The 20,954-nt window shown below is 72.5% G+C and carries 21 protein-coding genes and 2 pseudogenes; 11 read left to right on the plus strand and 12 right to left on the minus strand.

All coding sequences use genetic code 11. The annotated features are described in order from the left end of the window. From E1284_RS13210 to E1284_RS13220, 3 genes and pseudogenes are all read left to right on the plus strand, one after another. Positions 1 to 213: pseudogene (locus E1284_RS13210) on the plus strand (SAM-dependent methyltransferase); the annotation flags it as partial. 90 nt (positions 214 to 303) lie between these two features. Next, positions 304 to 831, plus strand: coding sequence for an SH3 domain-containing protein (locus tag E1284_RS13215; RefSeq protein ID WP_131939348.1), 528 nt, complete (start codon positions 304 to 306; stop codon positions 829 to 831). A gap of 108 nt (positions 832 to 939) precedes the next feature. Continuing rightward, entirely contained in the window at positions 940 to 1,437 is a 498-nt protein-coding gene (locus tag E1284_RS13220) for a DinB family protein (protein WP_131939349.1), read from the plus strand. Here E1284_RS13220 and E1284_RS13225 read toward each other — a convergent pair. The 3 genes from E1284_RS13225 to E1284_RS13235 all read right to left on the minus strand — a co-directional run bounded on the left by E1284_RS13225 (position 1,434) and on the right by E1284_RS13235 (position 3,788). Continuing rightward, on the minus strand, positions 1,434 to 1,685 hold the full coding sequence (locus E1284_RS13225; RefSeq protein WP_131939350.1) for a hypothetical protein: 252 nt from the start codon (positions 1,683 to 1,685) through the stop codon (positions 1,434 to 1,436). The genes E1284_RS13220 and E1284_RS13225 overlap by 4 nt on opposite strands. 73 nt (positions 1,686 to 1,758) lie before the next feature. After that, positions 1,759 to 3,105 carry a sensor histidine kinase gene (locus E1284_RS13230; RefSeq protein ID WP_131939351.1) on the minus strand — a complete coding sequence of 449 codons (1,347 nt, stop codon included), beginning with the start codon at positions 3,103 to 3,105 and terminating at the stop codon, positions 1,759 to 1,761. Beyond that, positions 3,102 to 3,788, minus strand: coding sequence for a response regulator transcription factor (locus E1284_RS13235; protein ID WP_207923732.1), 687 nt, complete (start codon positions 3,786 to 3,788; stop codon positions 3,102 to 3,104). Before E1284_RS13235 ends, E1284_RS13230 begins: the two co-directional genes overlap by 4 nt. Before the next feature lie 27 nt (positions 3,789 to 3,815). On the opposite strand from E1284_RS13235, the gene E1284_RS41425 reads away from it, so the two are divergent. The 5 genes and pseudogenes from E1284_RS41425 to E1284_RS13260 form a co-directional block, all read left to right on the plus strand. Next, entirely contained in the window at positions 3,816 to 4,331 is a 516-nt protein-coding gene (locus E1284_RS41425; protein ID WP_165965246.1) for a hypothetical protein, read from the plus strand. Positions 4,332 to 4,357: 26 nt separating this feature from the next. Then, positions 4,358 to 4,957: a sulfite oxidase-like oxidoreductase gene (locus tag E1284_RS13245; protein WP_131939353.1), complete on the plus strand. Its 600-nt coding sequence runs from the start codon at positions 4,358 to 4,360 to the stop codon at positions 4,955 to 4,957. Beyond that, positions 4,927 to 5,682, plus strand: a complete 756-nt coding sequence (locus E1284_RS13250; RefSeq protein ID WP_131939354.1) for a ferredoxin reductase — start codon at positions 4,927 to 4,929, stop codon at positions 5,680 to 5,682. The genes E1284_RS13245 and E1284_RS13250 overlap by 31 nt, the downstream gene beginning before the upstream one ends. 1 nt (position 5,683) lies before the next feature. Next, on the plus strand, positions 5,684 to 5,980 hold the full coding sequence (locus tag E1284_RS13255) for a DUF6510 family protein (RefSeq protein ID WP_131939355.1): 297 nt from the start codon (positions 5,684 to 5,686) through the stop codon (positions 5,978 to 5,980). A gap of 156 nt (positions 5,981 to 6,136) precedes the next feature. After that, positions 6,137 to 6,985, plus strand: a pseudogene (locus E1284_RS13260) (MFS transporter); the annotation flags it as partial. A gap of 26 nt (positions 6,986 to 7,011) precedes the next feature. On the opposite strand, the gene E1284_RS43050 reads toward E1284_RS13260, so the two are convergent. Then, positions 7,012 to 7,641: a PaaI family thioesterase gene (locus tag E1284_RS43050; RefSeq protein WP_131939357.1), complete on the minus strand. Its 630-nt coding sequence runs from the start codon at positions 7,639 to 7,641 to the stop codon at positions 7,012 to 7,014. A gap of 191 nt (positions 7,642 to 7,832) precedes the next feature. On the opposite strand from E1284_RS43050, the gene E1284_RS13270 reads away from it, so the two are divergent. Next, positions 7,833 to 8,327, plus strand: coding sequence for a DUF4870 domain-containing protein (locus E1284_RS13270; protein ID WP_131939358.1), 495 nt, complete (start codon positions 7,833 to 7,835; stop codon positions 8,325 to 8,327). A 171-nt stretch (positions 8,328 to 8,498) separates the two neighbouring features. Here E1284_RS13270 and E1284_RS13275 read toward each other — a convergent pair whose 3' ends face one another. Continuing rightward, complete coding sequence (locus E1284_RS13275; RefSeq protein WP_131939359.1) at positions 8,499 to 10,157, minus strand: hypothetical protein; 1,659 nt, start codon at positions 10,155 to 10,157, stop codon at positions 8,499 to 8,501. A gap of 309 nt (positions 10,158 to 10,466) precedes the next feature. Further along, the gene (locus E1284_RS13280) at positions 10,467 to 11,150 is read right to left on the minus strand and encodes a cyclase family protein (RefSeq protein ID WP_131939360.1); all 684 of its coding nucleotides are present in this window, start codon (positions 11,148 to 11,150) and stop codon (positions 10,467 to 10,469) included. A gap of 44 nt (positions 11,151 to 11,194) precedes the next feature. Here E1284_RS13280 and E1284_RS13285 point away from each other — a divergent pair, with 44 nt between their 5' ends. Next, positions 11,195 to 12,022 carry a HipA family kinase gene (locus E1284_RS13285; RefSeq protein WP_131939361.1) on the plus strand — a complete coding sequence of 276 codons (828 nt, stop codon included), beginning with the start codon at positions 11,195 to 11,197 and terminating at the stop codon, positions 12,020 to 12,022. Further along, positions 12,019 to 12,420 carry a DUF3037 domain-containing protein gene (locus tag E1284_RS13290; RefSeq protein ID WP_279433040.1) on the plus strand — a complete coding sequence of 134 codons (402 nt, stop codon included), beginning with the start codon at positions 12,019 to 12,021 and terminating at the stop codon, positions 12,418 to 12,420. Before E1284_RS13285 ends, E1284_RS13290 begins: the two co-directional genes overlap by 4 nt. Here E1284_RS13290 and E1284_RS13295 read toward each other — a convergent pair. The 6 genes from E1284_RS13295 to E1284_RS13320 form a co-directional block, all read right to left on the minus strand. Beyond that, positions 12,417 to 13,325 (minus strand): hypothetical protein, encoded by a 909-nt coding sequence (locus E1284_RS13295; RefSeq protein ID WP_131939362.1) that lies wholly within the window; start codon positions 13,323 to 13,325, stop codon positions 12,417 to 12,419. The two genes, E1284_RS13290 and E1284_RS13295, sit on opposite strands and share 4 nt — an antisense overlap. Before the next feature lie 150 nt (positions 13,326 to 13,475). Further along, positions 13,476 to 14,369 carry a helix-turn-helix domain-containing protein gene (locus tag E1284_RS13300; protein ID WP_131939363.1) on the minus strand — a complete coding sequence of 298 codons (894 nt, stop codon included), beginning with the start codon at positions 14,367 to 14,369 and terminating at the stop codon, positions 13,476 to 13,478. A gap of 78 nt (positions 14,370 to 14,447) precedes the next feature. Further along, positions 14,448 to 15,290, minus strand: coding sequence for a GNAT family N-acetyltransferase (locus E1284_RS13305; RefSeq protein WP_131939380.1), 843 nt, complete (start codon positions 15,288 to 15,290; stop codon positions 14,448 to 14,450). Positions 15,291 to 15,437: 147 nt separating this feature from the next. Then, positions 15,438 to 17,060 carry an alpha/beta hydrolase gene (locus E1284_RS13310; RefSeq protein ID WP_243714460.1) on the minus strand — a complete coding sequence of 541 codons (1,623 nt, stop codon included), beginning with the start codon at positions 17,058 to 17,060 and terminating at the stop codon, positions 15,438 to 15,440. Positions 17,061 to 17,206: 146 nt separating this feature from the next. Continuing rightward, complete coding sequence (locus E1284_RS13315) at positions 17,207 to 18,826, minus strand: alpha/beta hydrolase (protein ID WP_243714461.1); 1,620 nt, start codon at positions 18,824 to 18,826, stop codon at positions 17,207 to 17,209. Positions 18,827 to 19,107: 281 nt separating this feature from the next. Then, a complete protein-coding gene (locus tag E1284_RS13320; RefSeq protein WP_165965247.1) occupies positions 19,108 to 20,769 on the minus strand; it encodes an alpha/beta hydrolase in 1,662 nt (553 codons plus the stop codon). Positions 20,770 to 20,954 lie beyond the last annotated feature (185 nt).

The following is a 20,954-nucleotide window of genomic DNA, read 5'->3' on the forward strand; positions in this document are numbered from 1 at the left end:
ACCGTCCCCGGCGCCCCGCTCCCCCACTACCTGCGCACTTCCGCCCAGATCTGGGAGCTGTTCGGCGGTCTGACGCTCATGCCGCCCGGGCTCGTCCCCTGCGGCCGATGGCGCCGAGGCCGTTCGGCCCGGCCGGACCCGCCCGTCCGCATCCTCGCCGGCCACGCGATGAAAGGTATCCCGAGTCCTCTGGAGCACTCCCAACCGACATAGGGGCAAGAAGAGTCTTCGTAACGTTGTGTCATGTTTATCTGACTCTCTGTAATGTTCGGACTGCATGTCGGACGAACATGGAGGGGATAGATGCGCGTACGTACGAAACTCGGTGCCGGGCTGGTGGCGGGCGTGCTCGCCACGGGGATGATGAGCGCCGGAGCGGTCGCCGAGGCCGAGCCGCCCCCGCAGCCGGGCCAGCCGCAGCAGCAGGAGCAGCCGGGCCAGCCGCAGCAGGAGCAGCAGCCTGGGCAGCAGCAGGAGCAGCAGCAGCCGGGGCAGCAGGAGGAAGAGGGGCACGGGCCCGGGGCCATCGTCGTGGGGCCCGAGGGCGCGGCCAAGGCGATGGGGCGGCTCCTCAACCGGGACGAGGAGCGCAGCCGCTGGTGCTACGGCAGGGTCCTGCCGTACAACGGGCTCAACGTCCGCACCGGGCCGGGGCTGCACTACCACAAGGTCGGCGCCCTGGAGCACGGCACGCGGGTGCGGACCGACTGGGACACCATCCAGCGCCGGGACGGCTATCTGTGGGTGCGGATGAGCCACTACCGCTGGATCGCCGACTACAAGGTCGGCAACGGCAACGGCAAGTGGTACATCAAGTACTACAACTGCTGACCGGGCGAGGGGCCGCCGCCCTGCGGGACGGCGGCCCGTCCACGAGTTGCGCGACAGCAGTTCAGCGCTCAGCCGGGCGGCTCCCGGTGGGCGCTGTACGTTGGCGGGATGGAACAGGTGCCGTTCACCGGTGGTGAGAAGGAGAGCTTGAAGGCCGCGCTCGATCGGCATCGCGATGTGGTGCTGTGGAAGCTCCAGGGGCTGGACGAAGAGCAGGTGCGCAAGCCCATGACGGCGTCCGGGACGAGTCTGCTCGGGCTGACGAAGCACCTGGCGGCCGTCGAGTACTCGTGGTTCTGCGAGACGTTCGGCAGGGAGACCGAGCCGCTGCCGATCGATGAGAGCGATCCGGACGCCGATCTGCGGGTCGGGCCCGACGAGACCACCGAGGAGATCGTCGCCTTCTACCGGCGGGCGCGGGCGGCGGCGGACGGCGTGATCGCCGAGTTGGACCTCGAGGCGCGCGGAACCGCGTGGCACGGGGCGGCGGTGACGCTGCGGTGGGTGCTGATCCACCTGGTCGAGGAGACCGCGCGGCACGCCGGTCACATGGACATCGTCCGGGAGCTGATCGATGGCGCGACCGGCGACCACGTGCGGGACTAGGCGAACGGGACGCCGGTCTTCTCCGCCGTGCCGGTGACGTCGTGCGGCGGGTAGAGGCCCACGTCGGCGGACGGGGCGAACCGCTGGCCGGTGTCGGCGACGCGGACGATCTGGATCTCGTACGAGCTCGGCGCCGTCGGGATGTTGCCGCTCGCGAGGACGGCGGCGACCGCGATGACCGCGGCGACGATGAGGCCGACGACGCCGATCGCTCCGGCGGCCACGTACTGGAGGCGGGGGCGTCTCATGACGGTCAAGGTAGGGGCGTAGCGAAGCGGCGCCTCGCGGATTAAGGCTGATTTAAGCCGCCGCTATGCCGGGCTACGCGCGGGAGTGGCGGCGGCGCCCGACGAGGCGGCGGGAGCGGCGGGCGGGCGGCAGCCAGCGGGTCCGGAACCACATCTGTACCTGGGCGCCGCCGAGGACGCTGCGGTGGATGCGCAGGTAGCCGCCGGTGGACTCGGCGGCGCGACGCGCGATGTCCAGGCCGAGGCCGGTCGAGCCGCCGCCGCTGCTGCCGCGCTTCAGCGCGGCGTCGGGGTCGGTGATGCCGGGGCCGCCGTCGGCGACGAGGATGCCGGTGACGCCCTGCCCCTGGTGGAGGGTGACGACGAAGCCGGTGCCCTCGGCGGTGTGCCGGAAGATGTTGCCGAGCAGCGCGTCGACGGCGGCGGCCAGCTCGGTGCCGGGGACGGGCAGCGGCGCGGGCCCCTCGGCGCCGATCAGCTCGCAGGAGCGCCCCTCGTCCTCGGCGAGGACGGACCAGAACGCGACCCGGTCGCGCAGCACCTTGGACGCGTCGCAGCTGCCCCGCCCGGTGGGCCGCCGGACGGTCCGGATGATCTGGTCGACCTCGCGCTCCAGGCGGTCGACCGCCTCGCGGGTCTGCTCGGCGACCGGCCCGTCGCCGAGCGCCTCGGCGTTGAGCCGCAGCGCGGCGAGCGGGGTGCGCAGGCGGTGCGACAGATCGGCGGCCATCTCGCGCTCCGCCGACAGGAGCTGGACGACGTGGTCGGCCATCGCGTTGAACGCGAGCCCCGCCTCGATCAGCTCGGGCGGCCCGTCCGGCTCGATCCGCACGGACATCTCGCCGTCCCCGAACGCGCCCGCGGCCTCGGCGAGCCGCCGGGTGGAGCGGATCATCCGGTTGCCGAGCCGGTCGGCCACGGCGACGGACCCGGCGACGAGCGCGCAGGCGACGGTCGTCATGACCAGCCACGCCTTCCAGACGCCGCGCGAGAGGTCGTCGTCGGGGAGGAACACCTCGACGACGGCGGTGCGGCCGGCGTCCAGCGACACCGGCTGGAGGAGCGCGTACCCGCCGTCGACGCGGGCGGTGTAGGAGCGCCCGCGCCGGCCGGCCTCGGTGAGCTGCTCGGGGCGGGCGCTGAAGTCGCCGTGGGCGTCCTTCGGGACGAGCCCGCCGTCCGGCAGGTGCACGGTCATCCGCCCGGCGGCGCCGGCCTGGGTGCTGGCGACGGCGCGTTCGAGGGCGGCGGGGTCCTCGGTGACGACGAGGACGGGGCCGAGCGCGCTCGCCTGCCGCTCGGCGGTGGTGAGGGCGCGGTCCCGGGCGATCTCCCGGACGGTCAGCGCGAGCGGGATCAGGAACGCCAGCGCGACCATCGAGGTGACCGCCAGGGACACCAGGACGAGCGTCTTCCTCATGGCCGCGGGTCGGGTTCGGCCAGCCGGACCCCGACGCCGCGCACCGTGTGCAGGTAGCGCGGGGCGGCGGCGGTCTCGCCGAGCTTGCGGCGCAGCCACGACAGGTGGACGTCGATGGTCTGGTCGTCGCCGTACGCCTGCCGCCACACCTCGGCGAGCAGCTCGCGCCGCGCCACCACCCGGCCGGGCCGGGCGGCGAGGTAGGCGAGGAGGTCGAACTCGCGGCGGGTCAGTTCGAGCCGCTCGCCGTCCAGCAGCGCCTCCCGCCGGTCGAGGTCGATGTGCAGGCCGCCGACGCTGAGCTCGGCGGTCGGCCCGGACCGCGCGGACCTGCGCAGCACGGCGGCGAGGCGGGCGCTGAGGTGCTCGATGGAGAACGGCTTGATGAGGTAGTCGTCGGCGCCGGCGTTCAGTAACCGGACGATCTCCGGCTCGTCGTCGCGGGCCGTCGCGATGATGACCGGGACGTCGGAGATGCCGCGCAGCATCTTCAGCACCTCCGCGCCGTCGAGGTCGGGGAGCCCGAGGTCGAGGACGACGACGTCGGGCGGCGACTGCGTGACCTCGCGCAGCGCGTCCATCGCGGTCCCGACGCTGCGCACGACATGCGACCGCACGCTCAGTTCACGAATCAGGGCGGTCCGGACATTTGCGTCATCCTCGACCACCAAAACACTCGCCATGGCGGAACCGTATGCCACCATGTGCCCATGCGTCGCGCAATGTCGTATGTTGCCCCATGGGCGGGGGTGACCGCGCTGGCGGTGGCCTTATCGTGGCTCGGGGTACGCGACGTCGTGCGCGGTGCGGTGTCGGAGCGGTCGGCGCCGCCGCCGATCGCGGGGCCCGTCATCCATTCCAGTCCGGAGACCCCGCCGGGGCCGGCGACGATCGGTTCGCCGACCGCGCGGCCCCGCCCGCCGGACGCGCAGGACACCGCTCCGAAACCGTCGAGATCGGCGAAGCCGCCGCCCGCCAGGCCGGCGAAGGCGCCGAAGACGCCCGACAATGTGCGCAGTTACGCGACGCGCGGGGGACGCGCCGCGATGTCGATCGAGAAGGACCGGGTACGGCTCGTCTCGGCGACGCCCAATCCCGGATACGAGACGCGCGTGACGCAGGCGGAGGGATGGCTGCGCGTCGACTTCCTCAACGACGAGCACACCTCCTCGGTCATCGCCTCGTGGTACCAGCACGATCCGATCGTGCAGGTCTACGAATACTGAGCCGAGCGGAGGGAAAGGACGGCGCCATGCCCATCATTTCCCGTGGATTCCACGGACGGCGCCCATCGGGTGACCACGAACTACCGCCAGGCCAGTACGAGACGCTCGATTTCCCGGTGCTCTCCGCGGGTCCCACTCCGCGCGTCCCGCAGGACGAATGGGAGTTCACCATCAGCACCGAGACCGGCACCGAGCACCGCTGGAGCTGGGCCGACCTGATGGCGCTGCCCGCCGAGACGCCGACCGTCGACCTGCATTGCGTCACCAAATGGTCAAAATTCGACACCGAATGGCGGGGCGTTTCTTTGGACGTTCTTTTCGAAGACGTGGAGAGCGCCGCCGATTTCACCCTCGTCCACTCCTACGGCGGCTACACCACGAATCTCCCGCTGGCGGACCTGCTCGACGGCAAGGCGTGGATCGCCTACGGCTACGGCGGTGAGGACCTGCCTCCGGAGCACGGCGGCCCGGCCCGCCTCCTCGTCCCGCACCTGTACTTCTGGAAGTCGGCGAAATGGGTGCGCGGGATCCGGCTCGGCCGCGCGGACGAGCCCGGGTTCTGGGAGACCGCCGGCTATCACAACTACGGAGATCCATGGCGGGAACAGCGGTACGAGGGCGACTAGGCGGGCCGCTGCGCTGGCACACCGCCGAACTGCTGGAGCGGCGCGCCGAGACCGCGACCGCCGTCACGCTCGTCTTCGGCGTGACCGGGTGGCCGGGCCACGTCGCGGGCCAGCACGTCGACGTCCGGCTCACCGCCGAGGACGGGTACAGCGCCCAGCGCAGCTACTCGGTCGCGTCCGCGTCCGACGGAGAGCGCGTCGAGCTGACGGTCCAGCGCGTGCTGAACGGCGAGGTGTCGCCCTACCTCGTCAGTGAGATGATGCCGGGCGACCTGGCGGAGGTCCGCGGGCCCGTCGGCGGCTGGTTCGTGTGGCGTCCCGAGCAGACCGAGCCGGTCCTGCTGATCGGGGGCGGCTCCGGCATCGTCCCGCTGATGTCCATGGTCCGGACGCGGGACGCGGCCGGCAGCCGGGTGCCGTTCCGGCTGCTGCAGTCGGTGCGCGGCCCGGACTACCGGTTCTACGCGACGGAGCTGTACAAGGGCTCCCCCGGCCTCGACGTGACCTACCTCTACACGCGCAGCACCCCGGCGGGCGGGACGCGTCCGGCGGGACGGCTCACCCCGGACGACCTCGTCCGGCACGGCTGGCCCGCCGACTTCGAGCCGACCTGCTACGTGTGCGGCCCGACGGGCTTCGTGGAGAGGGCCGCCGCCTACCTGGTCATGCTCGGCCACGCCCCCGAGAGAGTCCGGACGGAACGCTTCGGCCCCAGCGGAGGATGACATGGCCACCCTCGACGACCACCTCGCCGGCGACCGGGACCACTTCGTCGACGGCAACGTCCTCGCGGGCCCGCTGTCGGAGGTCTTCGCCGCCGACCTGACCGGCGCCCAGAGCCGCTGCGCCAACTGCGGGTGCACGGGCCCGGTCGCCGCGCTCCGCGTCTACGGGGACGCGCCCGGATTCGTGGCGCGCTGCGCGCGCTGCGACCACGTCGTCCTCCGCGTCGTGCACGGCGGCGGCCGGGTCTGGCTCGACCTGCGCGGCACGGTCGCGCTCGCCATCCCGGTGGACGAGTGACCCGAGCGCTTCGGCACTTTCCACGGTTTCGGCGGTGAAGTCAGCGGGAAACAGCTGACTGCAACCGCTGAGACCGACGGGGGGCGGTCGGCACAAGACGAGCGAAGCGAGGCGGGGGTGTAGGGGGCGCCCCCCACGGAAAGCAGGCAAGCTCCCATGGTCCTGGATCCAGGCGAGGCCGGGCGCGCCCGCGCCGCCGACCCGGCCGAACGGCGCGCGCAGGTCCGGGGGACGGAAGCGCGCAAGGCCGCGGCCGCCAGCGTGATCGGCACGTCCATCGAGTGGTACGACTTCTTCCTCTACAACACGGCCGCGGCGATCGTCTTCAAGGACGTCTTCTTCCCCGAGTCGAGCGACTACGCGGGGACGCTGTCGGCGTTCGCGACGTACGCGGTCGGATTCGCGGCCCGGCCGATCGGCGCGGCGATCTTCGGGCACTGGGGCGACCGGCTCGGCCGCAAGGCGACGCTGATCGTCACGCTGGTGCTGATGGGGGTGTCGAGCGCGCTGATCGGCGTGCTGCCGGGCACCGAGACGATCGGCTGGGCGGCGCCCGTCCTGCTCGTCCTGCTGCGGATCCTGCAGGGCATCGCGGTCGGCGGCGAGTGGAGCGGCTCGGTGCTGCTGTCGATGGAGTGGGGCGACCGGAGGCGGCGCGGGCTGATGGCGAGCCTGCCGCAGCTCGGCGTGCCGATCGGGCTCATCCTCGGCACCGGCATGATGACCGGGATAGCGCTTTCGGCGGACGAGGCGTTCAAGGGCTGGGCGTGGCGCGTCCCGTTCCTGTTCAGCCTCGTGCTCGTCGCGATCGGGCTGTGGGTGCGGATCCGGGTGATGGAGACGCCGCTGTTCGCCGAGGTCGTCGCGCGCGACGAGGTCGCCCGCGTGCCCGTGGCCGAGGTGCTGAAACGGCACCCGCGGGAGATCGTCCTGAGCGCGCTGCTGCGCTGCTCGGAGCAGATGCCGTTCTACCTGTTCACCTCGTTCGCCCTCACCTACGTGGACGACCACCTGAACACGGGGCGGCCGGGTCAGGAGTGCGGGACGAACCGCTGCGGCATGATGAACATCGCGGTGGCCTCCACCGTGACGCGGCCGTCCGGACCGCAGATCGTGCCGGACGCGTACACCTTGCGCCCCTCGACCCGGCTCGCCTTCGCCTCGACCGACAGCGGCACGCCGAGCGGCGTCGGCCGCCGGTAGCGCGTCTCCAGCGTCGCGGTCATGCCGGGCGTGCCGGACGCGGCCGCCGCCATGCCGAGGACCTGGTCGAGCACCATCGCGGAGACGCCGCCGTGCACGTACGAGGGCGGGCCCTCGTAGACGGTGCTGAGCGTGAACTCGCCGCGGACGATGCCGTCGGAGCCGACGGTCAGCTCGACGGGCGGCGCGAGCGGGTTGAGGGCCCCGGTGACGGGGTTGCCGATCTGCCGGTCCATCCGGCGCTCGCCGGACGGGACGAACGGCGGCGCGTCCCGCCGGCCGGCGGCGAGCCGCGCGGTCAGCGCCTCGATCTCGGCGGCGACGGCGGCCGCCTCGGCGGTGCCGACCGCGGTGAGCACGGTGGCCTCGGCCAGCTCGCGGACGCGGGCGGCGAGGGCGCTCAGCGCCGCCGCCTCGTCCTCCCCCAGCAGGGGCCGTTCCATCGGGATCCCGCTCATTCAGCCTCCTCGCGGAGGCGTTCCCCCGCAACCGCCACCCCATTGGCCGAACGAAATTCTAGAATAACGCCGCGACCGCTCCGGACACCGGGTCCCGGCCGACGTCCCGCGGCGCCACAACGGCGAGGCCGGTTCGGGATAGATTCCTGCCGTACTTCCGAAGCCGGACCCCCAGAGCGCAAGGACGACTCGTGACGGACCAGCCCCCACCACCCGGGCAGCAGCCTCCGCCGTATTCGCAGCCCTACGGGCAGCCGCCCGGGGGCTACTACGACCCGCGCTGGGGGTACGGCCCGCCGGGCGTCCCCTACGGCGTGCCGCAGCAGGGTCCGCAGGAGGAGACGACCTGGGCGATCTTCGCCTACATCGGGAACGTCGTGATCGGCTTCCTGCCCGCGCTGATCATCTACCTGGCGAAGAAGCACTCCTCGCCGTTCACCCGGTTCCACGCGGCGCAGTCGATGAACCAGCAGCTCACCATGCTGATCCACCTCCTGGCGGTGGTGGCCGTGTGCGTGCCGCCCGCGATCGTCATGGAGGCGCCGGCGTTCCTCGCCCTGCTGATCCTCCCGTACCTGGAGCTGCTGATCGCCGGGTGGACGTTCATCATCCTCGGCGCGGTGAAGGCGGGCAAAGGGCAGTACTACCGCTTCCCGACCTTCTTCTGCTTCCGCATGATCCGCTAGCTCACCGGAGGGCGCGGCCGCAGCCGTCCGGCACCGGCAGGACGGCGTCGCGGCCGCCGGCGGGGACGCGCAGCGAGCGCGACGCGCCCGCTGGTGAGGCGGTCGAGCGTCGCGACGGCCTTCGCGGTGTCGATCGGGTCGGGCTACCCGGTCTCCCCGGGGGCGGCCCGCTCAACCGGCGCCCTGCACCGCCTGCTCCTGCTGGACGCTGCCGCCGGGAGCGAAGGCGACCTGCCCCTGGACGGTCCCGCCGTTCATGATGAGCGAATTGCTCGTGATCGCCGCGACCTCGCCCCGATAGGCGGAGACGTCGATGTTGCGGTCGTACTGGAGATGGTCGAGAAGCCCTTCCAGGACGCGGCGCTCGATCAGCCGGGTGTACTTGTTGACGTCCAGTTTCTGAAGAAAGGTGGAAAAGCCGGGTTCGGCCGCGCTTTCCCGGAGGGAAAAGCGGGCGCCGTAGTCGTAGCTGAAGAACCGCCACGGATCGCCGTCCTTCTCGCGCGGCGGGAACAGCATTTCCCAGCCGGCGGCGGCCAGCCGGAAGGGCGCCGCGACCACTTCACCGAATGCTTCGGGCCCCACCAGGCGGAGCGCCAGCGCGAGGAACCTGCCGCCCCGGTATCCGGACAGGACGTCCACGACCCGGAACGCCTTCCGGATCGGCGGCAGCGCGTTGCAGACGAACTGCGCGTAGAGGGTGCGCCCCTGCACCGCGAGGTAGAGGAACGCGTTGATCTGGATGCCCTCCTCCCGGGCCGGGACCAGCGGGTCGTTCCGCGCGTCCTTGACGGCCTCGCCGTGGACCTCCAGGGTGATCCGCTGGTAGCAGCGGATGTCCGCCTGCGGGTTGCGGACCAGCGCCTCGACGGCCGGCTCGCGCGCCTTGGAGAACGGCCGCCACCCCTGCTCGTCGATCAGCGGGTGGCCCGCGAAGAACACGTGCGGATCGCGCGGCCCGAACGGCCGGCGGCCCTGCGCGCACCTGCCCTCCGCGACGATGTGGTCGTCGACCAGCAGCGCGACCGACTCGCCGGGCGCCAGGCCGTCGCGCATCTCGGTCACCCGCTTGCGGACGGCCTCGCGCAGCTCGACCGGATCGACCGGCAGGGGCGGGACGCCGGGCTTGGCCGGACGGGCCCGGTCCAGGCCGATGACGACCGACCAGGCCCGGGTGCGCCCGGATCGGACGTCGCCGGAGCCGATGAACGGATTCTGGTGCGAGTAGAGCGTGACGTTGCCGTCCTGCGCGGCCCCCACGTACCTGATCCGCTCCATGGTCGCGGAGGGGAACCCCGCCGGGACGGGCGACGGGCCTTCTGGGCCGAGCGAGCGGAGCGCCAGCAGCAGCCGCACCCGGTGCCCGACGACGACCCCGACCATGCCCGCGAGCAGGAGGAAGGCGAGCAGCGGCCCCATCCACATGTGGCCGCCCTCGGCGGGCGCCTCCTCCGGCAGGGACGAGAGGCCGCCGAACCCGCCCTCGCCCGGCAGATCGCCGTCGATGCCGCTGGAGAGGAGCGAGACCGCGGCGAAGGCGGCGAACAGCACCGGGAAGGCCGCGAACAGCAGGACGACCCCCACGACGGCCCGCATCCGGTGCCCGGTGAAGTAGTCGACGGCGAGCGCGAAGGCGAGCAGCGTGGCCAGCACGATCAGCGTGGCCTTCCACGACGCCGACAGGCCGATCGCGAGCAGGACGGTGATCGCGGCGTCCCGGTGGACGCGCAGCCGCCGCGCCTGCAGGCAGTGCATCAGCACCGGGCGCAGGTCGAACCCGTAGGAGGGCACCACGGCGCGGTGCTCCCGGTACAGGAATTCTTTGATCACTCTCCGGGATAGCGGCTCGTCGACATAGGCGCCGGCGCACAGATAGCGCGTGGAATTCTGCATTCGGGATGCGTCGTCGAGCGGCGGGCGCGAAGGCGCGTGCACGAAGTGCCCACGCCGTGCGCGGACGCTTCCGTCGTTCCCGTCCGGCATGAAGATCTCCCCGTCGCTCGCCCCTGAGGCGCCCAAGGTAAACCCGCGCGGCACGGCGGAACAATGCAGATGATTGGCCACGTTGCGCCACGGAGAACAGCGCGCATTCGAGAATTCTTGCTATTTGCCCGAGATGCCTGCCTTCTCGGTCGGGCGTCAGACGAGGACGGCCCGGTCGTCGACGCGGGCGACGGCTCGCACCGGGGCGCCGTCCGCGGCGGCCAGGGCGATCGGGAACAGCGAGACCTCGATCGCGCAGCCCGCCTCGTAGGCGTCGACGACCCCGTCCAGTCCGGTCAGGTTCTCGGCGATCACCGCGCCCGCGCCGCAGAGGACGCGGTGGGCGGCCAGGGAGAACTCGTCCGAGCCGGGCGGCGGGGTGCGGTCCGCGCTGAGGGCGTCGATGGCCACGGTGCGGACACCGGCGGCGACGATCGCCTCCGCCGTCTCGGGTGCGGGGTACGGGTGCGCCAGGTAGGCACCGGTGCCCCAGTGGGCCGACCAGCCCGTCGCGATGAGCAGCACGTCGCCGGGTCCGAGGCCGGGCGGGAGCGCGTCCGGCGGTATGGGGGTGCGGGGCGCCAGTCCGCGGACGTCCATGATCGCGGCCGGGCCGGTGAAGCGGGTCAGGGGCAGCTCGTCGAGGCGGGGCAGCGCGTCGTCGATGTGGAACGGGGCGTCCACGTGGGTGCCGGTCTGCGACCCCATGTGCAGCCGCAGGACGTTCACGCCCGACTCGGCGACCGTGAGGGCCGGAACCGCCTCCACCTCGGGGTCGCCCGGGTAGACCGGCATGCCCGAGGTGATCGGCACGGAGAGGTCGAGCAGCTCAACGCCCATGTAATGATTGTCGCGCACGCGCCCCCAGCCGATAGCGTTGCGACGTGTTGCCACATGTGACGGCCATCCGATACGTGACGCCGCTCCGCGAGGGCGGGTCCCTGCCGGGCGTCGTCGAGGCCGACGACCTCGGCACCTACGTCATGAAGTTCCACGGCGCCGGGCAGGGCCGCAAGGCGCTGATCGCCGAGGTCATCGCCGGCGAGCTGGCCCGCAGGCTCGGCTTCCGGGTGCCCGATCAGGTGCTCATCGACCTGGACCCGGCCATCGGGCGGCACGAGCCCGACCCCGACGTGCAGGACCTCCTCAAGGCCAGCCCCGGCTGGAACCTCGGCGTCGACTTCCTGCCGGGGTCGCTCGGCTTCGACCCGCTGGGGTGGAGCCCCGACCGCGACTTCGCGTCCCGGGTGCTGTGGTTCGACGCGTTCATCGGCAACGTCGACCGCAGCTGGCGCAACCCGAACATGCTCGTCTGGCACGGCGGCGTGTGGCTGATCGACCACGGCGCGAGCCTCATCTTCCACCACGCGTGGACGAACGCGGCCCGGCTGTTCTCCGGCCCGTACGACGTGGACGACCACGTGCTGACCCCGTACGCGACCCGGCTGGAGGCCGCCGAGGCCGAGCTCGCGCCGAAGATCACCGAGGCGCTGCTGCGCGAGGTGACCGGCCTGGTGCCCGACCGGTGGCTGCAGGGCGAGCCCGGGTTCGCCGGACCGCAGGAGCTCCGGGACGCCTACGTCGACATCCTGCTGCCGCGCGCCGGCAAGCCCCGCGACTGGCTGCCCGAACTGGACGTCAGCGGCCACGCGCCGGACACGTCGGCGCGGCGCGGGCAGAACCGCCCCGGCTGGCTCGGCGGTCCGTCGTGAGCAACATCAGGACGGCCGGGGAGCCGTCGGTGTTCGAGTACGCGGCGCTGCGGATCGTGCCGCGGATCGAGCGCGGCGAGTCGATGAACGTGGGCGTGGTGCTGTACTGCCGGGCGCTCGACTACCTCGGCTGCCGGACGCACCTGGACGACCGCCGCCTCCTCGCCCTGGACCCCTCGCTCGACCTGGAGGGCGTCCGGGCGTCGCTCAAGGGCGTGGAGGCGGTGTGCTGCGGCGGCGAGCGCGCCGGGCAGGCGGCGGCCGAGTCGCCGGGGCGGCGGTTCCGGTGGCTGACGGCGCCGCGCAGCACGATCGTCCAGCCGGGACCGGTGCACGCCGGCCTCACCGCCGACCCGGCGGCCGAGCTGGAGCGGCTGCTCGGCCTGCTCGTCCTCTAGTCCCACTCCCAGCGGATGCCGTGGTAGCCGGCGGCCATGCCGAACTCGATGAAGTGGGCGCTGTGGTAGCTGGACAGGCGCAGGTCGGCGGAGTCCTTCAGCGCGGTGTGGCCGTCGGGGCGCCACGTCCGGTAGCAGCGGGCGGGCAGCGCGGACGGGTGGAACCGCACCTCGATGAGGAACTCGTGCTGCGGGGTGCGGAAGCCGCGGCCCTCCTCGGTGATGGGCGGGCCCGTCTCGTCGAACCCGAAGCCGTACTCCAGCAGGTAGGTCTCGCCGCGGCCGAGCGCCCGGTCGAACAGCAGCTCGGCGGCGATGAGGCCGCTGGCCTCGTCCATCCGGACGCGGCCGAACCGGCAGCCGCGCACGGTCCGCGACGACGGCAGGACGCCCTGCGGGTGGTGGTACACCGCGATCCACCGGTCGACGCCGCGCTGCTGCGCCTGGAACACGGCCCGGCAGCGGACCTCGCGCAGCTCCCGGCGGCGCCCGACGATGTACTGGTCGTGCAGGCTGAGGCCGGTGAGCAGCCGCTCGCCGCGGTGGCCGATCTCCTCCAGCAGGTCGCGGACGCCCGGCTCGGGGCACAGCTCCTCCACCGGCAGCCACGCCCCGGCGGTCCGCTCCATGGTCGGCTTGAGCAGGGTCAGCAGCGAGTGGCGCGGCAGTTCGAGGATGACCTCCAGGCCGCGGACGGCGCGCAGCGAGTCGGCGCGCTCGGGCCTGGTCCGGCCGCGCTGCCAGTAGCTCAGCGTCGACAGGCTGACGGCGATGCCCTGCTCCTCGAGGCGGCGCCGCAGCGAGTCGAGGCTGAGGCCGCGCGCCTGGATCGCGGCGTGGAGGGCGACGTTGAACGGACCGTACTGCAGGACCTGTAGGAGATCGTCGTCTGCGGCACTCTGCACTTGGACACTCTGCACTTGCGGCCTCCGGATCAGCTCCGGCCGGCCCCCGTCCAACGGCCTTGACTCCTGCAATTGCAACTTCCGCGCTCACTGTAAGGCCCATGGCCCCCGTTGCCAACAGGCAAGTTCCCACAACCGGGGGACCAAACGCTAGTGCCACTCCCACTCGACGCCGACGATGCCGCGCCGGACGGCGCCGACGGCGATGTTCGCGCTTCCGGACGCGCCGACCCACAGCTCGCCGAACCGCTGCCGCGGGGCCCGCGAGCTCTCGGCGGTGAAACCGTAGCAGCGCGCGGGCAGCCGGTCGCCGTCGAACTGGACGATCGCGACGTAGTCGTGGACGGGATGGGAGAAGCGCCGGTCGTAGCTGTCGGACGCGGGCTCGCCGGCCGGGCCCAGCTCGTACTCGACGACCGCCGTGTCGCCGGCCGACAGCACCCGGTCGAAGACCAGCTCGAACGCCATCAGGCCGCCCTCGGCGCGGACGCGGCCCGGCCGGCAGTACCGCACGCGCGCGAGGGCGGCGCCGGCGCCGTCCGCCGCGGCGCCGCCGCCGGTCGTATGGACGCAGACGACGCGGTCGATGCCGTCGCCCGCCGCGCGCAGGACGGTGCGGACCGACAGCGTCCAGGAGCGGCGCGGCCCGTCCAGCCGGTAGACGTCGTGGATGCTGAGCCGCTCCAGCCGGTGGTCGCCGGACCGGTCGAGCTGCCCGACGAGGCCGGCGTAGCGCTCGGGGTCGGGCCACAGCTCGCGTCCCGCGCGGCCGCCGCCCGCGCCGGGCCCGGCCGGCGCCCGCGCGGCCGTGACGGTGGGCACCGGGTCGTCCAGCAGTTCGGTGAGGGTGCCCTGCGGCACCTGCAGGATCTCCTCCAGCGCGACGACCACGGTGCGCGAGCGGGGCCGGCTGCGACCGCGCTGCCAGTAGCTGAGCGTGGCCACGCTGACGGTGAGGCCGCGCCGCCCGAGCCGGTGGCGGATCCGCTCCAGGGTCAGCCCGCTCGCCTGGACGGCCTGCCGCAGTGCCCCGGCGAACTCCACGGCGGGATGGTACCCGCCGGGCAAGATCAAATCAGGTACCGGGGCGGATCGGGCACGCAGCGCCAAGCCGGACGCAGGTCAGAACAGGATCGACATGAAAGAACCCAGCTCGCCGAACCCGACCCGGCGGTAGGCGGCCCGCGCCCGCGTGTTGAAGTCGTTGACGTACAGCGAGACGGTCGGCGCGACACTGCGCAGCGCCTCGGTGACCACCGCCGCCATCCCGGTCTCCGACAGGCCCCGGCCGCGCAGGTCGGGCGGCACCCACACGCCCTGCACCTGGCAGGCGCGCGGGGTGACGGCGCCGATCTCGGCCTTGAACATGACGCGGCCGCCCTCGATGCGGGCGAACGCGCGGCCGTCGCGGATCAACTCGGCGACGCGGGCGCGGTAGAGCACTCCCCCGTCGCCGGCGTTGGGCGACACCCCGACCTCTTCGGTGAACATCGCCACGCAGGCCGGGTAGACGATGTCGAACTCCTCCATCCGGACGCGCCGCACCCGCGGGTCGGCGGGCACCTCGGGCACGGCCGAGGTCGCCATCACCGGCTGGGACGCGCGGACGGCCCGCGGCGGCCCCCAGTACGGCGCGAGGATCTCCCACAGCTCGCCGACGGCGCCGACCGGCCCGACGATGGACGAGCAGCGCCGCCCCTGCGCCTGCGCCCGCTCGGCGAACGCGCGGACCGCCTCCGGCCCGGCCGCGACCGGGATCAGGTTGGCGCCGGAGTAGCACAGCGAGACGAGCCGCCCGTCGCGCAGGTACCCCCACATCTGCGCGCCGAGGCGCCGCGGGTCGAGCCCCGCGGCGTGCACCCGCGAGCTGACGAACACGTTGGACACCGGGTCGGCGTCCAGGATCGCGAGGGCCTCCGCCCGGTACCGGTCGTCCAGCACGCGCACCGGCATCGAGCCCAGCATGCGCATGGTTACCGGCCCCTGGACGGGAGCGGCCCCCGCTCGGCCCTCACCACTGAAAGCTCCACGTGGACAAGCCTATGCGGTGCCGGGCCCGCGCACCTCCGCGGGCTCGGTACCGGCCGGTTCGGCACCGGCTCGGGCGCGGGCTCAGCGGTGCGCGGGGCCCTGGCCGGCGCGGCCGGGCTCCTTGCCCGCGGCGGGCTCGGGCACCGGCCCCGCCTTGCACCGGGCGTCCGGCCCCAGCCGGTTCGGGGGCAGTTCCCCGCCGCCGAGGTAGGCGGCGACGTGCTCGTCGACGCACTCGTCACCGGAGAAGGAGACTCCGTGGTTGTGCCCGCCGTCCTGCACGAGCAGCCTGGACGACGGCAGCCTGCGGTGCATCTCCAGCGCGCCCGGGTACGGGGTGGCGGCGTCGTCGGTGCCCTGGACGAGCAGGATCGGCGGCAGCGACGATCGGCCCTGCACCCGCGGCGCCGGGCCGCCCTGCACCGGCCAGAAGGCGCAGGGCGCGTTGTACCAGGTGTTGCTCCAGGTCTCGAAGCGGTTGCCCGCGCGGTAGAGGCGCAGGCTGTCGGCGTGCCAGCGGGCCCAGTCGCGCGGCCATGCGGCGTCGCGGCACTGGACGGCGTTGTAGACGGTGTAGTTGTTCTGGTCGAGCCGCGTCAGCGGCTGCCGCGCCTTGCGCAGCGGCCCGGCGTCGTGCCGGACGGCGAACGCCGACAGGGCGCGTGCGTGGTCCGGCCAGGCGTAGTCGGCGTAGCCGTCGGCGAGGAACACGTCGTCGAGCTCGGACGGGCCGATCTTCCCGTCGATCGGCTTCAGCTTGAGCGCGGCCCGCACCTTGGCGTAGGCGTCGGCGACCTTCTGCTCGGTGTCGCCGAGCGCGTAGACCTCGTGGTGGCGGGCGATCCAGGCGAAGTAGGCCCGGATGCGCTTCTCGAACGCGACGTTCTGGTCGAGGTTGTCCTGGTACCAGACGCCGCTCGGCTTGACGACGCTGTCGAGCACCATGCGGCGGACGTGCCCCGGATACATCGTCGCGTAGACGGCGCCGAGGTAGGTGCCGTAGGAGTAGCCGAAGTAGCTGATCTTCCGCTGCCCGAGGGCGCGCCGGATCGCGTCCATGTCGCGCGCCCAGTCGGCCGTCCCCATGTGCGGGAGGACCTTCCCGTACCTGCGGCCGCAGTCGCCGGCGAACGACGCGGCCCTGGCCGTCCACGCCTGCTCCTCCGCGGTGCTCGCGGGGACCGTGTCCTGCCGCGCGCGGCCCGGGTCCTGGTAGCCGGGGTCGCAGATCAGCTCGGGCCTGCTGGCGCCGACGCCGCGCGGGTCGAAGCCGATCCAGTCGTAGGACGTGGCGACGCGCTTCGGCAGCGACCGGGTGAAGAAGGCGGGCAGGTCGCGCCCGTGGGCACCGGGCCCGCCCCGGTTGAGGAGCACCGCGCCCTGCGACTTCGCGGCGGTGTGCCGGGCCCGGGTCAGGGCGAGCGTCACCTTCTCGCCGTCCGGGCGGGCGTAGTCGAGGGGGACCCGCAGGGACGCGCACTGCAGGCCCTTGAGCCGGGCGCCCTCCACGGGGTCCTTCGCGGGGCACGCCTTCCAGGCGAGGGCGCGCGGAACCGGTGCGGTCCGCGGGGCGCTCCGCGGAGCGGCGGGCCGCGGGGCGGCGCGCTCGGCCGCGGCGGCGGGGGCTCCCATGGCGGCGGCTCCGAGCGCGACCGCCGCGGCGGCGGTCCCGGCCGCCGTCCTTCTTCCAGCGTCGTTCAGCACCCCCGTTTTCTACCGGCCGGGCGCCGCGCGCCGCGGGAACCGCGGGATCGCGCGATTCCGGGCCAACCGGGGCCACCGACCCGAAACGAACCGCGGCCCGCCCGCCCCGGCAGGGGGGCGGACGGGCCGCGGCGTACCGCCGGGTCCTACGGGCGTCCGACCGGAAGGTCCTTGCCCGCGGCGGCGCGGGCGGCCTTCAGCGTCATGGCCGTCGGGTCCGGGTCGTTCAGCGCCGGGACGGCCTTGCAGTAGGCGTCCGGTCCGCGGTGGCTCGCCGGCAGCGCACCCGTGTCGAGGTACGCGGCGACCTTGTCGTCCAGGCACGCGTTGCCGTTGAGGGTGTTGGCGTGGGTCTTGCCGCCGACCTCGAACACCAGCCGCGAGGACGGGAACGCCTTGTGCATCTCAAGGCCGCCCGCGACCGGCGTGGCCGCGTCCTGCGTGGACTGGACGAGCAGCATGCCCGGCAGGTTCCGGCTGCCGTGCAGCCGGAACGCCGGCCCGCCCTGGAAGGGCCAGAAGGCGATCGGGGCGTTGAACCAGACGTTGCTCCAGGTGTTGAACCGGTAGCCCTGCCGGTAGAGCTTCGCGGCGTCGTGGTGCCACTTGCTCCAGTTGCGCGGCCAGCGCGCGTCGGCGGCCTGGACGGCGTTGTAGACGGCGAAGCCGTTGTCGTCACCGCCGGGGTTCATCCAGTAGAGGAGCGCCGAGGCGTCCCCGCCGTTCGCCCATGCGGACAGCGCCTCGGCGAACGGGATGTAGTAGCCGGTGTTGTACCCGGCGGACAGCACGGTGTCGTCCAGTTCGTCCGGGCCCATCTGCCCGCCGATGGGCGACTTCTCGGCAGCGGCGCGGATGGCGTAGTACTTCGCCTCGACGGCCTTCTCGGTCTTGCCGAGGTGGTAGATCGAGTCGTACTCGGCGATCCAGGCCCACCACGCCTTCATGTTGTGCTCGAACGCCTTGTCCTGCTCGAGCTGGGAGTCGTACCAGACCGTCTTCGGGTTGACGTTGCCGTCCAGGACCATCCGCTTGACGCGGTTGGGGAAGAGCGTGGCGTAGGTGGCGCCGAAGTAGGTGCCGTAGGAGAACCCGTACCAGCTGATCTTGTCCTGGCCGAGCGCGGCGCGGATCGCGTCGACGTCGCGGGCGGCGTCGGTGGTGCGCATGTGCGGCAGCAGCCAGCCGAACTTCTTCGCGCAGTCCTGCGCGTACTTGCGCGACTTGGCGATCCATGCCTTCTCCTCCTTCCACGAGCTCGGGACGTAGTCCGGGCGGATCGGGTCGGAGAAGTTCGGGTCGCAGGTCAGCGCGGGCTTGCTGGACCCGACGCCGCGCGGGTCGAACCCGATGATGTCGTACTTGGCGGCGACGTCGGCGTGGCCGACCCCGCCGATCCAGCGGGCGAGGGCGGGCGCGTAGGCGAGGCCGGAGCCGCCGGGGCCGCCCGGGTTCACGAACAGGACGCCCTGGTAGTTCTTCTCGTCGGTGTGCCTGTAGCGCGACACCGCGATGGAGATCTTGCGCCCGTTGGGCCGGCTGTAGTCGAGCGGGACCTCGACCTGCGCGCACTGGGCGTTGTTCATCGGGTCGCTCGGGCTGCTGACCTCGCACTTGCCCCAGTCGATGCCCGCGGCCGCGACTCCGGACACCGGCCGGGCGGCACCGGCCGCGGGGCCGGTGTCCGCGCTCGCGGGGACGTCGGCGGCGAAGCCGCCCCCCGCCGTCACGACCGCCGTGGTCGCGACGATGACGATCTTCTTCACGTGACCCCCTCGGATCGGCGGCTCCGGATGCCCCGTCGTTGGGCCGGAGGGGGGAGCGGCGCCGATGCATAGCGGATGCGGATTTGCGTGGAGATTGTGGCGGTTATGTCGCTTATGACGGCAGGGCGCGGTGCGACTGGATGCGAAATCGTGACAAGATCATCGGAACTTCGTGACATCCGTGCGCGTTCGCCGCACCCGGTTCCGGGTAGCGGCCGCGGGACGCGGAAGGGCCCCGGGATCGCTCCCCGGGGCCCTCGCGTTCGGCCGTCCGGCGGGCGTCAGCGGATGACGTCGGCCTTCAGGGCGCCGGCCTTCGGCGCGACCGTCCCGGTCAGCGTCCTGGCGGCCGCCGGCGACGGCGGCACCGGGTCACCGAGCTGCGGGACGTGCACGGTGCGCCGCTCCGGACGCTCTCCCCGCAGGAAGTAGGCGTCGAAGTAGGCGTCCACCTCGGCGGAGCCGCGGTGCACGATGCAGTGCGTGCGGTCGCCGTCCTGCACCACCAGGCGCGAGCCCTTGAGCCGGCGGTGCATGTCGAGCGCGCCCTCGTACGGGGTGGCCGCGTCGGCGGTCGACTGGAACATCAGGATGTTGCGCGGCAGCTCCCGCGTGTGCCCGATGTTCACCGGCGTGCCGGCCTTGGCCTTCCAGAACAGGCACGGCGCGTTGAACCAGACGTTGCCCCAGGTCTCGAAGGGGTGCTTCCGGTTGATCCGCGTGTTGTCGCGCTGCCACTTGGCCCAGCTCGTCGGCCACTGCACGTCCGTGCACTCGGTGGCGAGGTACATCGCGTTGCCGTTGTCGTCGGACTCCCCGGTCGTCGGGGCGCCGAACGTCCCGGCGAATGCGGCGGTGTCGCCGGCCTTGTAGGCCGACAGCGCGGCGGCGTAGCCGTGCCAGACGGCCTGGCTGCGGCGGTACCCGGCGTTCAGGATGACGTCGGTCAGCTCGTCCGGCCCGACGGCGAGGGTCTGCCCGCTGTCGGCGTCGGTGTAGTAGACCGGCTTCTTCTTGAGCTGCGCGCGCAGGTCGTAGAAGAAGTCGCGCACCTGGCGCTGGGTCGTGCCGAGGTGGTACACGGAGTCGTACTTGGCGATCCAGCCGAAGTAGTAGTCGATGTTGATGTCGAACTGGACGTCCTGCTTGAGGTTGGCGTCGTACCAGACGTCCGACGGGCCGACGTTGCCGTCCAGCACCATCTTGTCGACGTTCCTCGGGTACATGGTGGCGTAGGCCGACCCGAGGTAGGTGCCGTACGAGGCGCCGTAGTAGTCGATCTTGTCGTTGCCGAGCGCCTTGCGGATCGACTCGATGTCGTTCACCGAGTCGACCGTCTTGACGTGGTTCAGCAGCCCGATCTGGTCGTTCTTCGCGCAGTCGTCGGCGTAGGCCTTGGACCGCTTGAGCCAGGTGCTGACCGACCTCCAGTCACCGGTGCCGTAGTCCGGACGCGGCGCGTTCGCGGCCGTCGGGTCGCACGTGATCGCCGGGACGCTCATCCCGACGCCGCGCGGGTCGAACCCGATGACGTTGTAGGCGTCGCGCATCGGGGCGGAGTTCTGCGCGAACACGCGCGGCCCGAACAGCGCGCCGCCGCCGCCCGGTCCGCCCGGGTTGACGATGATGTCGCCCTTGGCCGCGCCCTTGCCGGTGTGCGGCGTCCGGGTGAGCTGCAGGGTGATCTTCGTGCCGTTCGGCTTGGCGTAGTCCAGCGGCACCTGCAGCTCGGCGCACTGCACGATCTTGGAGACCGGGTACAGGCCGTCGTAGAAGTCGTGCACGGTCTGCACGAAGTCCGTGGGGCACGCGTGCCACTTCGCCGCGGCGGGGTCGAAACTGCCGGCCGTTCCGGCGGAGGGGCCCGCGGCCTGGGCGCTTGTGGCGCCCACGCCGGTGAGACCGAGCCCGGCCACCGCGGCCACGACAACGATCCTCTTCACATATCCCCCTAAAGTGCTGACTCCGGTTGAGTCAGACATACGGGTAAATGACAGGAGATTTTGACGCTGTCGCGGCGAGCCCCGACAGGGCCCGGTGCAAGAGGATGCCGAATCGTGACAAGATCAACGGAACTTTGTGACCACCTGCGGCGTCCCGGACGCGGCGGACCGCGCGCGGCCGCCCG

Source organism: Actinomadura bangladeshensis, assembly GCF_004348335.1.
Classification (GTDB): Bacteria; Actinomycetota; Actinomycetes; order Streptosporangiales; family Streptosporangiaceae; genus Spirillospora; species Spirillospora bangladeshensis.

What these genes read in the sequence shown, in the direction of transcription:
- E1284_RS13215 (WP_131939348.1), top strand. Translation starts at nt 304, where the DNA reads ATGCGCGTACGTACGAAACTCGGTGCCGGGCTGGTGGCGGGCGTGCTC.
- E1284_RS13220 (WP_131939349.1), top strand. Translation starts at nt 940, where the DNA reads ATGGAACAGGTGCCGTTCACCGGTGGTGAGAAGGAGAGCTTGAAGGCC.
- E1284_RS13225 (WP_131939350.1), bottom strand. Translation starts at nt 1,685, where the DNA reads ATGAGACGCCCCCGCCTCCAGTACGTGGCCGCCGGAGCGATCGGCGTC.
- E1284_RS13230 (WP_131939351.1), bottom strand. Translation starts at nt 3,105, where the DNA reads ATGAGGAAGACGCTCGTCCTGGTGTCCCTGGCGGTCACCTCGATGGTC.
- E1284_RS13235 (WP_207923732.1), bottom strand. Translation starts at nt 3,788, where the DNA reads ATGGCGAGTGTTTTGGTGGTCGAGGATGACGCAAATGTCCGGACCGCC.
- E1284_RS41425 (WP_165965246.1), top strand. Translation starts at nt 3,816, where the DNA reads ATGCGTCGCGCAATGTCGTATGTTGCCCCATGGGCGGGGGTGACCGCG.
- E1284_RS13245 (WP_131939353.1), top strand. Translation starts at nt 4,358, where the DNA reads ATGCCCATCATTTCCCGTGGATTCCACGGACGGCGCCCATCGGGTGAC.
- E1284_RS13250 (WP_131939354.1), top strand. Translation starts at nt 4,927, where the DNA reads ATGGCGGGAACAGCGGTACGAGGGCGACTAGGCGGGCCGCTGCGCTGG.
- E1284_RS13255 (WP_131939355.1), top strand. Translation starts at nt 5,684, where the DNA reads ATGGCCACCCTCGACGACCACCTCGCCGGCGACCGGGACCACTTCGTC.
- E1284_RS43050 (WP_131939357.1), bottom strand. Translation starts at nt 7,641, where the DNA reads ATGAGCGGGATCCCGATGGAACGGCCCCTGCTGGGGGAGGACGAGGCG.
- E1284_RS13280 (WP_131939360.1), bottom strand. Translation starts at nt 11,150, where the DNA reads ATGGGCGTTGAGCTGCTCGACCTCTCCGTGCCGATCACCTCGGGCATG.
- E1284_RS13305 (WP_131939380.1), bottom strand. Translation starts at nt 15,290, where the DNA reads ATGCTGGGCTCGATGCCGGTGCGCGTGCTGGACGACCGGTACCGGGCG.